The following is a 13453-nucleotide window of genomic DNA, read 5'->3' as shown; positions in this document are numbered from 1 at the left end:
GGACGGACATGAACTTCACGCTCAGCGACGAACAGCTCATGTTCGCGGAAACCGCGCGAAACTTGTTCGCCGACAGTTGCACGCCCGAGCACTGGCGCAAGATGATGGAAGTGGGTGCCGCGCACGATGATGCGCGCTGGGCCGCCCTGGCCGAGAACGGACTAACGCTTGTGCTCCTGCCTGAAGGCGCGGGCGGAATGGGCCTCGCCGAAACCGACTTCGCGGTAATTGCGCAGGAAGCCGGTTATGTCGCCCTGCCTGAACCGCTGGTGGAAAGCGCCGGGGTCGCCGCACCGATGCTGGCCGCACTTGCGCCGGAGCACGAGGCACTGGCTGATCCCTCCGCCACGATCGCCATTGCCCATCCGCTCAATCCCTTCGTCGCCAATGCCGACACCGCTGCGGCAATCCTGCTCCACAAGGACGGGGAAGCCTATGTGGCAACGCCCGAGCAGGTCACTCTGACCGCCCAGCCGAGCATCGACCCGTTCCGCCGCCTCTTCACGGTGGACTGGAATCCTTCGCGTGCGACACGCCTGGGCGTGGCCGACTGGGATCTCGCGCTCGACCGCGCTGCAGTCTTCAACGCCGCCATGGGCCTTGGCCTTGCGCAGCGCGCAGTCGACCTCGCCGTCGATTATGCCAAGGAACGTCAGCAGTTCGGAAAGCCGATCGGCAGCTACCAGGCGGTCAAGCATCACCTTGCCTCCGCGCAAGTGGCTATCGAGTTCGCCCGGCCTGTCGTCGCTGCCGCAGCCGCACAGATCGGCCGGCGGGACGGCTATTCCCGCGCCCGTGTCAGCCATGCGAAGATCGTCGGATTGGAGGCCGCCGAAAAGGCCGCCCAGGCCTCGATCCAGGTTCACGGCGCCATGGGCTACAGCTGGGAAGTGGACGTCCACCTGTTCCTCAAGCGGACGGTGGCGCTGACCCAGACCTGGGGCACGCCCCGCTATCACCGTGAGCGGATCGCCGTTCGGGTCTTCGGTCAGCCGATGGGACCGGACCAGACCTTCGCTCACGAAACCTCCAACCGCGAGCTGCAAAATGCCTGAAGCCTACATAATCGACGCTGTCCGCACGCCGATCGGCCGCAAGAAGGGCAGCCTTGCCCAGATGCACCCGGCGGACCTGGGTGCGCATCCCATTCGCGAGCTGGTCAAGCGCACGGGCATCGATCCTGCGCGGGTCGATGACGTGGTCTGGGGCTGTACGGAGACGATCGGAGCACAGGCGGGCGACATCGGACGTACCGCCTGGCTCGTCGCGGGAATGCCCGAGGAAGTGCCTGGCGTCACGATCGACCGCCAGTGCGGTTCTAGCCAGCAGGCCGTACACTTCGCGGCGCAGGGCGTCATGTCCGGCACCCAAGACCTGGTGATCGCCGGCGGCAGCCAGGCGATGAACCGAATTCCTATCATGGCCGCCATGGCCGCCGGCAGGGAATACGGTTTTGAAAGTCCCTTTATCGGCTCGGAAGGCTGGGATGCCCGCTACGGCGACGAGGAAGTCGACCAGATCAAGTCGGCCGAGATGATTGCCGCGAAATGGAACATCAGCCGCGAGGCGATGGAGGCCTTCAGCCTCGCATCCCATCAGCGCGCGCAGCATGCTCTCGACAATGGCTGGTTCGACAATGAGATCGCGCCGATCGGCGATTTCGCCCGCGACGAGACGATCCGTCCGAACTCCACGCTGGAAGGCATGGCCGCGCTCAAGCCAGTGCGCGAAGGCGGCGTGATCACCGCCGGTGTCGCCAGCCAGAACTGCGACGGCGCCGCGGCGCTCCTCATCGCCGGCGAACAGGCGGTCAGGGAGTTCGGCCTGAAGCCGCGCGCCCGTATCCATCACCTCTCCGTGCGCGGCGCCAATCCGGTGTGGATGTTGACCGGGCCGATCCCGGCGACCCAGTATGCGCTTAAGAAGGCCGGCATGTCGGTAAGCGACATCGACCTTTTCGAGTGCAACGAAGCTTTCGCGTCGATCCCGATGGCCTGGATGCAGGAACTGGGCGTCCCGCACGAGAAGGTAAACGTCCAGGGCGGCGCCATTGCGCTGGGCCATCCAATCGGCGCGACCGGCGCTCGCCTTATGACGACTCTCCTCAACGCCCTCGAGCGTACCGGCGGTCGTTATGGCCTCCAGACAATGTGCGAAGGCGGCGGGCAGGCTAACGTCACCATCATCGAGCGGCTCTGACCCCGTGCCTTGTTACTCCTACCAGGGGATCGTTCCGGTCGTCGATCCGACCAGCTACGTGCATCCGCTCGCGTCGCTGATTGGTGACGTGATCATCGGGCCCGGGTGCTTCATTGCACCCGGCGCCTCTCTGCGCGGCGACTTCGGCAGGATTGTGGTCGAGGGCGACAGTTCGATCCAGGACAGCGTCACGGTCCATGCCAACCAGCTTCGCGATACCGTAATCCGCCGCGGCGCGACCATCGCCCATGGCGCGATCATTCATGGCTGCGAGATCGGCGAGAACAGTTTGATCGGCATGAACGCAGTGATCCTCGACAACGCCGTGATCGGCCCGGAAAACCTGGTTGCGGCGCTCAGTCTCGTGAAATCCGAGGTCGAAACACCGCCGCGCAGCCTGGTCGCGGGCAATCCCGGAAAAGTCGTGAAGACTTTCGAGCCGCATCAGATCACCTGGCGCAACAACGGCGAAGGCGAATACCAGAAGCTCGCACGCACGGCGCTGAGCGACCTTGCCGAGGTACGGCCGCTGCACCATTTCGCGCCGGATCGGCCGCGCGTCCGCTCGGATGCGATTGCGGTACGTCTCACCGGCGATACCGCGATCGAGCGCGAGCGCCGTGCGGCCGGTGAGCAGGCATGAGCAGCGCCGCAATCGCCATTACCAACCTGCTCTATCGTTATGCGGAACTGATGGACGCGGGCGATCTCGAAGGCGTGCCCGCGCTGTTCGCCCGCGCGAAAGTGACGACGGCGCAAGGCGTGGTCGAGGGATCGGCGCCGATGCTGGCGCTCTGGGGCGCCCACGTCCGCATTCATCCCGGTGGCACGCCGCGCACGAAGCATGTCATCACCAATCCCATCGTCGAGATCGACGAGGCGGCGGGCACTGCGACGTGCGGCTCCTATTACACGGTGCTCCAGGCGACGCCGGAGTTCGCGCTCCAGGCGATCTGCGCCGGACGCTATGACGACGCCTTCGCCTGCACCGGCGGCGAGTGGCACTTTTCCGCAAGGGATTATTCCCCGCTCGATCATGTTGGAGACCTCGGCCAGCATCTGCTGGTCCAGGTCGCGCCATGATGCAGCAAGGCACTAGAGGAGTAGACGAAGTGGGTATCTGCGGAGGACGCGTCGCCATCGTGACCGGGGCCGGCAACGGCCTCGGCAAGGCCTATGCGCTGGGCCTCGCCGCCCAGGGCTGCAAGGTGGTCGTGAACGATCTCGGCGTCGGCACGCATGGCGAAGACGGTGAGACGCGCGGGTCCGCCGAACGGGTGGTGGACGAGATCCGCGCCATGGGAGGCGAAGCCGTCGCCAACACCGACGATGTCGCCGACTGGGATGCCGGCAAGCGCATGGTCGAGCAGGCGCTCGACAGTTTCGGCACGCTCCATGCCGTCGTTAACAATGCCGGTTTCGTGCGCGATCGCATGTTCTTCACCTGTTCCCCGGAAGAATGGGACGCAGTGATGCGCGTTCACTTGCGCGGCCATTTCTGCACCAGCCGCCACGCCGCGGAATACTGGCGCGCCCAGAGCAAGGCCGGCAATCCGGTGGACGCGCGCATCATCAACACCACCAGCGGCGCGGGCCTGCAGGGCTCGGTCGGCCAGTCTGCTTACTCGACCGCCAAGGGCGGCATTGCTGCTCTGACGCTGGTGCAGGCGGCGGAACTGGCGCGCCTCGGCATCACCGCCAATGCGCTAGCGCCCAATGCCCGCACCCGCATGACCGATACCGGAGCCTTCGACATGGGCGTCATGGACGGCGAGTTCGACGTCTTCGCGCCGGAGAACATGGCGCCGCTCGTCGCCTATCTCGTCTCCGAGCAGTCTAAGGGCGTGACGGGCCAGGTGTTCGAACTCAAAGGGGGTACGATCTTCCTCTCACAAGGCTGGAACGACAGCCCCGCCCACGAAAAGGGCGCGCGTTACGAGGCCGCCGAAATGGATGCGGTCGTCCGCGGCCTGATCGCCGGGCGCGAGCCTGCCAAGCCGGTCTACGGGGCCGCCTGATGGATTTCGCGCTCAGCGACGACCAGCGCGCCATCCAGGCGGCGGCGCACGATTTTCTTGCCGACGCCGGCAATCCCGATGTGATCCGCGCTGCGGTGGAAAGCGCGAGCGGCTTCGACGAAAGCCTGTGGCAGAGCCTCGCGGGCGAGATGGGATTTACCGGGCTAATGGTGCCCGAGGAATTCGGCGGACTGGGCCTCGGCGCGGCCGAGATGGCGCTCGTGCTCGAAGAAAGCGGACGCGTGCTGGCACCGGTGCCCTTCTTTGAGACCGCCGTTCTGGCGGTTCAGGCAACACTTTCCGCAGGAACTACGGAGCAGAAGGGGCGGCTGCTGCCCCTGCTCGCATCCGGGACCCGCGCCAGCTTTGCCGGAACGGCCTCGCGCCCCACGCTCGCGGCCGGCAAGCTTACCGGCATCGCCGACTTCGCCACCTTCGCCCATGTTGCCGAGATTATCGTCGTCGCCACCGGCGACGGAAGCCTGGTCGTCCTTCCCGCCGACACACCGGGCCTGACGATCGAGGCCCTGCCCTCGCTCGACCGGCTCCGCCGATTTGCGCGCCTCACATTCGAGTGCGCGGTCTCGCCGGACATGGTGCTGGGCGAGCCGGGTGGTTCCGGCGCGGCCATCGCGCGGGTCCTGACCGTCGGCGCCGGCCTGCTCGCCGCCGAACAGACCGGCGGCATGCAGTACAGCCTCGACGCCACGGTGGAGTACGCCAAGCAGCGCGTGCAGTTTGGTCGCCCGATCGGTTCGTTCCAAGCCTACAAGCACATGCTGGCCGATATGATGCTGCTGGTCGAAGCCTCGCGCTCGGCGGCCTACTACGCCGCGGCTGCGATCGACGAAGGAGGTCCGGAAGCCGCCGAAGCCTGCCATGTCGCGCGCAGCTACGTGTCCGATGCCTACCGCTCGCTGACCGGCGACGCGATCCAGCTCCACGGCGGGATCGGCTTCACCTGGGAGCATCACGCGCACCTTTACTTCAAGCGGGCGCGCGCTAGCGCCTCCTGGCTAGGCTCACCTGACGCCCACCGCGAAGCCTTGGCCGTGCTGCTGCTCGACGGCGAGCACGCCGCCGCCTGACCTCCGAAAACGAAAGACCCGAAATGACCGCGACTTCTCCCGTACCACCCTATCCTACTCCTTTCGGTATGCTGAAGGGCAAGACCGTCGTGGTCACGGCCGCCGCGGGCACCGGCATCGGTTTCGCCGCCGCCAAGCGCGCTGCAGAAGAAGGCGCCCGTCTGCTCATCAGCGACTTCCACGAACGGCGCCTTGGCGAAGCGGCCGACCGCATCGCCGCCGAAGTCGGCGTCGAGCGCCCAGCTACCGTCGTATGCGATGTTACCGACGAGGCGGCGGTGCAGGGTCTTCGCAACGCTTCGCTTTCCGCGCTGGGCCGGGTGGATGTGCTCATCAACAATGCCGGGCTCGGCGGCGAGGTCGATGTTGTCGATATGACCGACGATCAGTGGAGCCGCGTCCTTGACGTGACTCTCACCAGCCTTTTCCGCATGACCCGCGCCTTCCTGCCGAGCATGTATGCGGGAAAATCCGGCGTTATGGTCAACAATGCCTCGGTGCTGGGCTGGCGCGCCCAGAAAGGACAGGCGCACTATGCCGCCGCCAAGGCGGGGGTCATGGCGTTTACCCGCTGCGCCGCACTGGAAGCGGCAGAGCACGGCGTGCGCATCAACGGCGTTGCACCGAGCCTCGCCATGCACCCCTTCCTCGCCAAAGTGACCACGCAGGAGGCGCTTGACAAGCTGGTGGAGAAGGAAGCCTTCAAGCGCCCGGCGGAAGTCTGGGAAATCGCCAACATCATGATGTTCCTGGCGAGCGATCTGTCTTCGTACATGACCGGCGAGATCATCTCCGCCTCCAGCCAGCAGGCCTGAAGCCATGCCGGCGATCTTCGAACGCCCGCGCGACCTTCTGGGCAAGGATGGCACCGCGCTTGCAACGTCGGACTGGCTGACCGTCGAGCAGGACCGCATCGATGCCTTTGCGGAATGCACCGGCGACCACCAGTGGATCCACGTCGATCCTGTCCGCGCCAAGGACGGCCCTTTCGGCGCCACCATTGCGCACGGCTACCTGACGCTCAGCGTTGTCAACATGTTCATGCCGCAGATCGTCGAAATTCGCGGATTTTCGGCAGGTATCAACGTCGGCATGGACAAGACGCGCTTTCTTTCACCCGTCCTTGTGGGCTCAAGCATTCGCGGCCGAGGCGAGCTCGTCTCCGCACAGGAAGTGAAGGCTGGCGCTATCCAGGCAGTGATCCGCGTAACGGTGGAGATCGCGGGCAACGACAAGCCCGCCTGCGTCGTCGACACCATCCACCGCTATTTCCCGGAGTAAGCTGATGCCCGATCCCAAGCTAATGGAAGCTGCAGTCCACGCCTATGTCGCCGCTTTCGCGGCCGGCAGCGCCGACGCGGTCGCTGCCATATACGCCGAGAACGCTACCGTCGAAGACCCTATCGGCAGCCCGGTCCATACCGGCCGCGAAGCGGTACGCGCGTTCTACGCCGAATCCATGAAGACCGGCGCCAAGCTCACGCTCGAAGGCCCGGTGCGGATCGCCGGCGACTATGCCGTTTTCCCCTTCTCGGTTCACCTCGACTACGGTGGCGGCCCCAAGCGCATCGACGTGATCGACACTTTCCGCTTCGACGAAGCGAACAAGGTCGTCGAAATGCGCGCCTTCTGGGGCCCCAGCAACATGCACGGTTTCTAAGGATTAATCTCATGCGCGAAGCAGCCATCATCTCGACCGCCCGTACCGGCGTCGGCAAAGCCTATCGGGGCGCATTCAACGATACCGAAGCGCCGGTCATGTCCTGCCATGTCGTCAACGCAGCCATCGAGCGCGCGGGCATCGATCCCGTGCGGGTGGATGACGTCTATCTCGGCGTCGCCAATCAATGGAACACCCAAAGCTACAACGTTGGACGCCTGACCGTTCATGGCTCGGTCCTGCCTGACAGCACCAGCGGTTTCTCGATGGACCGCAAGTGCTCCTCCGGCCTCAATGCCCTCGCCTTCGCGGCGCGCGGGATCATCGCGAACGAGTTAGACTGCGCCGTCTCGGGCGGTGTCGAAAACGTCTCGCTGACGATCGACAAGCACTACCCCGCATTCCGCAACCGCTCGGAATATATCAAGCAGCACGATCCCTACGCCTACATGGCGATGATCGAGACGGCCGAAGTGGTCGCGGAACGCTACGGCATCAACCGCGAAGACCAGGACCGCTTTGCCGCCCAGAGCCAGCAGCGCGCTGCCGCCGCACAGGAAGCCGGTCGCTTCGATGCCGAGATCGTGCCGATCACCGTCACCAAGGCGCTTTTCGACAAGGAAGGCAACGAGACCGGCAAGGAAGAAGTGACGCTAACGAAGGACGAAGGCATCCGCGCCGGAACGACTTTCGAGAAGCTGTCCGAACTGAAGCCAGTGTTCAAGAATGGCCTCTTCGTCAAGGAAGGCCGTCATGTCACGGCGGGCAACGCCAGCCAGCTCTCCGATGGCGCCTCGGCTCAGGTTGTCATGGACCTTGCCACCGCGCAAAGGGAAGGCCTGCCGGTCCTCGGCATCTATCGCGGGTTCCAGGTGGCCGGTTGCGGCGCAGACGAGATGGGGATCGGCCCCGTTTTCGCGATCCCCAAATTGCTCGAACGCACCGGCGTCAAGCTGGAGGATATCGGCCTCTGGGAGATCAACGAGGCTTTTGCCAACCAGGCGATCTACTGCCAGCGCAAGCTCGGCATCGATCCCGAGAAGCTGAACGTCAACGGCGGCGGCATCGCGATCGGCCATCCTTTCGCGATGACCGGCTCGCGTCTTGTCGGCCATGCGCTGATCGAGGGCAAGAGGCGCGGGGTGAAGTACGTCGTGGTCTCCATGTGCGTCGCGGGCGGCATGGGTGCCGCCGGCCTGTTCGAGGTCGCCTGACCATGCAGCTCGCCTTTGCTCCTGAACTCGAGGCGTTCCGACAGGAAGCCGCGGACTGGCTAAATTCCGAGCTGTCCGGCTCGTTCAAGGCCATTCGCGGCCAGACCAACCAAGTCGATGCCGTCGAGGAGCGCCGCGCCTGGGAGCAGGCGCTCGGCGCCGCGCGCTGGAGTGTGATCGGCTGGCCGGAGCAATGGGGCGGGCGCGATGCCTCGATCGCGCAGCAGATCATCTTCGCGGAGGAATACGCCCGGGCCAAGGGCCCGCCGCGTGTCGGGCACCTCGGCGTCGAACTGCTCGGCCCCACGCTGATCGCGATGGGAAGCGAGGAGCAGAAGCAGCGGTTCCTGCCTGACATTGCGCAAGGCAGGACGATCTGGTGCCAGGGCTATTCCGAACCCGGCGCGGGCTCCGACCTGGCCAATGTCAAGACCCGGGCCCGCCGCACGGAAGAAGGCTACCGGATCGACGGCCAAAAGATCTGGACGTCGATGGGCACCATCGCGGACTGGTGCTTCGTCGTCTGCCGCACCGAACCGGGGAGCGTGGGCAACAAGGGGCTTTCGTTCCTGCTCGCGCCCATGGACCAGCCCGGCGTCACGCCGCGCCCGATCCGTCAGATGACCGGAGAGGCCGAATTCGCCGAAGTGTTCTTCGACGACGCCTTCACTTCCGCCGAGGACCGCATCGGTGCTGAGGGCGAAGGATGGAAAGTCGCGATGGAACTCCTGGGCTTCGAGCGCGGCGTCTCCACGCTCGCTCAGCAGATGCACTTTCGCACCGAGCTGGACGAGATCGTCGAGATCGCCCAGACCAATGGCATGGCGCGCGATCCGGTGGCCCGGCAGAAGATCGCACAGGCCCACGCGGGTCTCAAGATCATGCGCTACAACGCGCTGCGCATGCTTTCCGAAAGCGATGGCGGCCTTTCGGGCGCGGCTTATACCTACAAGCTCTACTGGTCGCGCTGGCACCTCGATCTGGGCGAACTGGCGATGGACGTGCTCGGTCAGGCCGGAGAGATCGGCGTCAGCGAAGAACGCTTCGACGGCCTGCCCAACATGTACCTGATGAGCCGGTCGGACACGATCTATGCTGGCACCGATCAGATCCAGCGCAACATCATCGCCGAGCGCGGTCTCGGCCTGCCACGGGAGCCGCGCGGCAAATGACCGGAACCATGGGCACCTGGCCGGAAACTATCCCGGAAGCGGCCCGCGACGCCGCGATCCGCTGGCCGACCCGCACAGGTCTGATCGAAGGGGAACGGCAATGGACGTTCGCCGAACTCTGGCGCGATGCCCGCGCCTGCGCTTCCGTGCTTCACGCTCGCGGCCTCGGCCATAGTGACCGGGTGGCGATCTGGGCGCCGAACTCACGCGCCTGGATCATTTCGGCGCTTGGCGCGCAGATTTTGGGCGCAGCGATCGTACCGCTCAACACCCGCTTCAAACTGGCGGAAGCCGCCGACATCCTGCGGCGCAGCCAGGCCCGCATGATCTTCGCGCCCCGCGACTTTCTGAAGACCGACTATTGCGCCTTGGTATCTCGCGAACATCTGTCCGACCTCCGCGAAATCATCGCCATCGACGGCGATTTCGACGCTTTCCTGGCTGAGGGTAACAGCGAGGATCCCGTCGTCGCCGAGGCCTTCTCGCGCCTTTCGGGCGAAGACACGAGCGACATCATCTTTACCTCCGGCACAACCGGACGGCCCAAAGGCGCAATCACTGCGCACCGGCAGGTGGTTCAGGCGTTCGGCGATTGGGCCGTCCGCGTGGATCTGCGCGAGGCTGATAGATACCTCATCGTCAATCCGTTTTTCCATACGTTCGGCTACAAGGCCGGATGGGTCGTCTGTTTTGCCCTGGGCGCCACCATCGTGCCCATGGTTATGTTCGACGGGGCCGAGATGGTCCGGCAGATCGAAGTGAACAGGATCAACTTCCTGCCAGGGCCGCCGACGATATATCTGACGCTCCTGCAGGAACTTGCAGGAGACAAGCCCCGCGATTTCTCCTCGCTTCGCGTCGCAGTGACCGGAGCGGCCCCGGTGGCGCCCTCGCTCGTCGAAAGAATGCGCAACGAACTGGGCATGTCAAACATCGTCAACGGTTACGGCATGACGGAATGCGGCGTCATTGCCATGACCTGCCAGGGAGACAATGCGCAGACCGTTGCGCATACATGCGGCTGCCCCATGCCGGGCATCGAGGTTCGCTGCGTGGACGAAGAAGGCCGGGATCGGCCATTCCGTGATGAAGGGATACCTCGACGATCCCGCTGCAAGTTCCGAGGCCGTGGATTCCGAAGGCTGGCTGCGTACCGGCGATATCGGCACCATCGACGCGCGCGGATATCTTGCCATTACCGATCGCAAGAAGGACATGTACATTTGTGGCGGGTTCAACTGCTATCCGGCCGAAATCGAAGGTCTTCTGACCGCACACCCGGCGATCGAGATGGCTGCCGTCGTGGGCGTTCCTGACGAACGCATGGGCGAGGTCGGCAAGGCCTTCGTCGTACTGCGCCCGGGTATGACTGCCGACGAACGGGAAATTGCAGCCTGGGCCAAGGAAAACATGGCCAATTACAAAGTGCCTAGACAGACTGTGTTTGTGTCGGCGCTACCGCGCAATGCGGCCGGTAAGGTGCTGAGAAACGCGCTGCGAGAACAATAGGAAAAGGAGCAACAGGATGCCGTTAGACCCTCAGATTGAAGCGATGCTGTCCGGCCAGCCGGAATGGCCTCCGGTAAGCTCGGTCCCGTTGGACGCCCTTCGCGAAGGTGTCCGTGCCAGTTCCACCCAGTTGCCGCCCCCGCCGGTGTCGCTGGCATCGGTAAGTGACCGATCAATTCCGGGCGCCGGCAACGATATCTGCGTGCGCGTGTATACGCCCGAAGGCGCAGGGCCGTTTCCGGTGATCGCCTATTTCCACGGCGGCGGCTTCGTCGTGGGCGATCTCGATACCCAGGACATGATCGCGCGCGGTCTTGCCGCCGGGGCCGAGAGCGTCGTCGTCTCGGTGGACTACCGGCTTGCCCCCGAGCACAAGTTTCCCGCACCGTTCGATGATTGTTGGGCAGTGACGCAATGGATCGGCACCCATGCCGCCGAACTCGGCGGCGATCCGGCGCGTCTTGCCGTGGCGGGCGATAGCGCCGGCGGCGTGCTTGCCAGCGCCTGCGCGCTCCTCGCGCGCGAAGCGGGGGCACCGAATATCTCCGCCGTCATCAACTGGTACGGTCCCGGTGTGCATCCGGTGCCGGAAGAAGGCTCCGCCGTCGAATTCGCCAACGGCCCGATCCTGCGCATGGAAGACGCCCATTTCTTTTCCGAAATGCTGATCCGTGACGAGCGCGATCTGGAGGATTTCCGTCTCAGTCCGATGAAGGCGAAAAGCCACAAGGGCCTTCCGCCGACTTTCATCGCCGCTGCCGAATGCGATCCCATTCGCGACTCCGTAGAAGCCTATGCTCCGATCTTGCGGGGCGCCGACGTTGAAGTGGAACTCAAACGCTATCCCGGCATGGTGCACGGCTTCGTTTCCTGGCTGGCGTTCCTGCCCGTCGCGCAAGAGGCGATGGCGGATGCCTGCGCCTTTGCGAAACGCCATCTAAAGGCGGCCTGAACTCTCACGAGATGGGTCGCCGCGTCGCATGTCGGCGGCCCATTCCCGAAGCATGCCGCGTGTGTCATCCGATCCGTCCAGCAGGCGATTGGCGCGATGCGCGACGTGCCAGCAATGCGCCTCGCGCACGAGGTGCCAGATATTGGCCGAGACCCGGTGAGGCACCCACGCTTCACCGCTGCGCCGCAAGACGATCGAATAAGTAAACACGTGCGCCTTGTTGCCGTCCAGCTCGATCACCGGGTCGCTGAGGACATGCGCGGCTCCGCTAGCGATCAACCCGAGATGCTCCTCGCACTGTAGAAGCGCGCCAATGGCCTCGCTTCCGGCATACGTTCCGAAACCACCGACATCGTAACTGCCGTCGCTCGCAAACAGCGAGGCGGCGCCCTCGTGATCGCCAGCGTCCGCCATCGGACCATAGCGTGCAATGAGCTGTCGGCATGCCTCGCGGTCTTCAAGGATCGCGAGGCGAGCCGCGAGATCTTCGATCGCCGTCACACCTTCACTACCCGGCATTCTGGCACCGGATAATCCTCCGCCTCGATCCAGCGCCACAGGCCGGTGCCGCTGCGATGCCCCGACAGATCGATCCAGTTTCCATAGCCGGGATCACGCTCCGCACAGACCAGCACGACGCTCCCGTCATCCTCGTATTTCGCCGAGGCCCCGTTGACGCAGACCTTGCGGTTTACATGGTCCATCGATTCCATCCACCAGTTGTCGATCTGGAAATTCCAGAAACGGCACGCCGGAGGCTTTGCGGTGATGACGAGCGCCTCATCCGCCGCAAGGTCGAAATAGAGGTGCCCGTACCAAATTTTCGGATCGCCGCCCGCGCGGTAGTAGAAGGACTGGTCCTGCCCCAGGTAGATCCGGTTGGGTTCGCTCATGAACATTTCGGTCCAATTGGCGAAAGTGCCCGCAGTGCCGCGCACCCAAGCGGCTGCGCCGCAGAGCTGCCCCTCGATGCTTTGAGGTGACAATACATCGGGAAGCACCGGGCCGGGACCAATGCGTGCAACGCGCACCTCGGCAGGTATCTCTGCCGTCTTGTCGTTGAAGGTCTGGCGGATGATCAGAAGCGTGGTGTCATCGGCCATGGGAAGCCAGTTGCCCGGCTTGGGCTCCTTGCTGGCGATGACCTCGAAGCTTCCGTCCTCGGCAATGTCCATGTCCGCCAGTTCGATCTCGCCGGTAGAGGCCATGGTACCGTCGATAGCATAGCGGTTCGCTTTGGAGCCGATCGAAAGGTAGGGTACGGTCCCGCGCTGCCCCCTGATTGAATACTCGCGGTCTCCCTGCACCACGAGTTGCTGGTAGACATTGTCGGGATTGTCGGCGCCGATCTTGATCGCGTCGTCGGTGAGCAGGAACAGGCGCGGGAAATCCGGGTCGGCGGAATCGACCAGCATGTTGAGCGCCGTGCGCGTCAGTCGCGAAAGATAGCGCAGCCCCTCTGCCTGGTCGATCGGTGTTCCAGGCGCCTTCGGCCGATCGAGCACCTCACCCGCTTGTGCCAGCTCCTGACAGAAAGCGCGCCAGGTTTCGGAAAGACGCAAGTCACCATCGCCGTTCGCCATCGGTACTCTCCTGTTGCTTTATGTCTGTCTGCGATTATCATGCCTTTGCGCACATATC

General features: G+C 64.4%; 16 protein-coding genes. 14 read left to right on the top strand and 2 right to left on the bottom strand.

Going from position 1 to position 13453, the window contains the following annotated elements; genetic code table 11:
• Nucleotides 1-8 precede the first annotated feature (8 nt).
• Genes TQ38_RS27240 through TQ38_RS27180 form a run of 14 tightly spaced genes read left to right on the top strand, consistent with a single transcriptional unit; the run spans nucleotide 9 to nucleotide 11812 of the window.
• Nucleotides 9-1055 carry an acyl-CoA dehydrogenase family protein gene (locus tag TQ38_RS27240; RefSeq protein WP_043976009.1) on the top strand — a complete coding sequence of 349 codons (1047 nt, stop codon included), beginning with the start codon at nucleotides 9-11 and terminating at the stop codon, nucleotides 1053-1055.
• Nucleotides 1048-2199, top strand: a complete 1152-nt coding sequence (locus tag TQ38_RS27235; RefSeq protein ID WP_043976008.1) for an acetyl-CoA C-acetyltransferase — start codon at nucleotides 1048-1050, stop codon at nucleotides 2197-2199. Before TQ38_RS27240 ends, TQ38_RS27235 begins: the two co-directional genes overlap by 8 nt.
• Before the next feature lie 4 nt (nucleotides 2200-2203).
• Complete coding sequence (locus tag TQ38_RS27230) at nucleotides 2204-2842, top strand: gamma carbonic anhydrase family protein (protein WP_043976006.1); 639 nt, start codon at nucleotides 2204-2206, stop codon at nucleotides 2840-2842.
• Nucleotides 2839-3282, top strand: coding sequence for a nuclear transport factor 2 family protein (locus TQ38_RS27225; protein WP_043976004.1), 444 nt, complete (start codon nucleotides 2839-2841; stop codon nucleotides 3280-3282). Before TQ38_RS27230 ends, TQ38_RS27225 begins: the two co-directional genes overlap by 4 nt.
• Nucleotides 3283-3311: 29 nt before the next feature.
• Nucleotides 3312-4217 (top strand): SDR family oxidoreductase, encoded by a 906-nt coding sequence (locus TQ38_RS27220; RefSeq protein ID WP_043976003.1) that lies wholly within the window; start codon nucleotides 3312-3314, stop codon nucleotides 4215-4217.
• Nucleotides 4217-5305 carry an acyl-CoA dehydrogenase family protein gene (locus tag TQ38_RS27215; RefSeq protein WP_043976001.1) on the top strand — a complete coding sequence of 363 codons (1089 nt, stop codon included), beginning with the start codon at nucleotides 4217-4219 and terminating at the stop codon, nucleotides 5303-5305. The genes TQ38_RS27220 and TQ38_RS27215 overlap by 1 nt, the downstream gene beginning before the upstream one ends.
• Before the next feature lie 23 nt (nucleotides 5306-5328).
• Nucleotides 5329-6120, top strand: coding sequence for an SDR family oxidoreductase (locus tag TQ38_RS27210; protein WP_043975999.1), 792 nt, complete (start codon nucleotides 5329-5331; stop codon nucleotides 6118-6120).
• Nucleotides 6121-6124: 4 nt separating this feature from the next.
• A complete protein-coding gene (locus tag TQ38_RS27205) occupies nucleotides 6125-6586 on the top strand; it encodes a MaoC family dehydratase (RefSeq protein WP_043975998.1) in 462 nt (153 codons plus the stop codon).
• A 4-nt stretch (nucleotides 6587-6590) separates the two neighbouring features.
• On the top strand, nucleotides 6591-6965 hold the full coding sequence (locus tag TQ38_RS27200) for a nuclear transport factor 2 family protein (RefSeq protein ID WP_043975996.1): 375 nt from the start codon (nucleotides 6591-6593) through the stop codon (nucleotides 6963-6965).
• Between the two features lie 11 nt (nucleotides 6966-6976).
• Entirely contained in the window at nucleotides 6977-8179 is a 1203-nt protein-coding gene (locus TQ38_RS27195) for an acetyl-CoA C-acyltransferase (RefSeq protein WP_043975995.1), read from the top strand.
• A 2-nt stretch (nucleotides 8180-8181) separates the two neighbouring features.
• Nucleotides 8182-9351, top strand: coding sequence for an acyl-CoA dehydrogenase family protein (locus TQ38_RS27190; RefSeq protein WP_043975993.1), 1170 nt, complete (start codon nucleotides 8182-8184; stop codon nucleotides 9349-9351).
• Nucleotides 9348-10667, top strand: coding sequence for an AMP-binding protein (locus tag TQ38_RS27185; RefSeq protein ID WP_240198232.1), 1320 nt, complete (start codon nucleotides 9348-9350; stop codon nucleotides 10665-10667). The genes TQ38_RS27190 and TQ38_RS27185 overlap by 4 nt, the downstream gene beginning before the upstream one ends.
• Nucleotides 10642-10860, top strand: coding sequence for a hypothetical protein (locus TQ38_RS31175; RefSeq protein ID WP_240198231.1), 219 nt, complete (start codon nucleotides 10642-10644; stop codon nucleotides 10858-10860). The genes TQ38_RS27185 and TQ38_RS31175 overlap by 26 nt, the downstream gene beginning before the upstream one ends.
• A gap of 16 nt (nucleotides 10861-10876) precedes the next feature.
• On the top strand, nucleotides 10877-11812 hold the full coding sequence (locus TQ38_RS27180; protein ID WP_043975990.1) for an alpha/beta hydrolase: 936 nt from the start codon (nucleotides 10877-10879) through the stop codon (nucleotides 11810-11812).
• On the opposite strand, the gene TQ38_RS27175 is transcribed toward TQ38_RS27180, so the two are convergent.
• On the bottom strand, nucleotides 11798-12313 hold the full coding sequence (locus tag TQ38_RS27175) for a nuclear transport factor 2 family protein (RefSeq protein ID WP_052505772.1): 516 nt from the start codon (nucleotides 12311-12313) through the stop codon (nucleotides 11798-11800). The genes TQ38_RS27180 and TQ38_RS27175 overlap by 15 nt on opposite strands.
• The gene (locus tag TQ38_RS27170; protein WP_043975988.1) at nucleotides 12310-13395 is read right to left on the bottom strand and encodes a DUF1214 domain-containing protein; all 1086 of its coding nucleotides are present in this window, start codon (nucleotides 13393-13395) and stop codon (nucleotides 12310-12312) included. The genes TQ38_RS27175 and TQ38_RS27170 overlap by 4 nt, the downstream gene beginning before the upstream one ends.
• Nucleotides 13396-13453: the final 58 nt, after the last annotated feature.

It is taken from the genome of Novosphingobium sp. P6W, from assembly GCF_000876675.2.
Lineage (GTDB): Bacteria > Pseudomonadota > Alphaproteobacteria > Sphingomonadales > Sphingomonadaceae > Novosphingobium.
The sequence above is the reverse complement of the archived record's forward strand: the minus strand, read 5'-3'. Positions and strand labels throughout refer to the sequence as shown.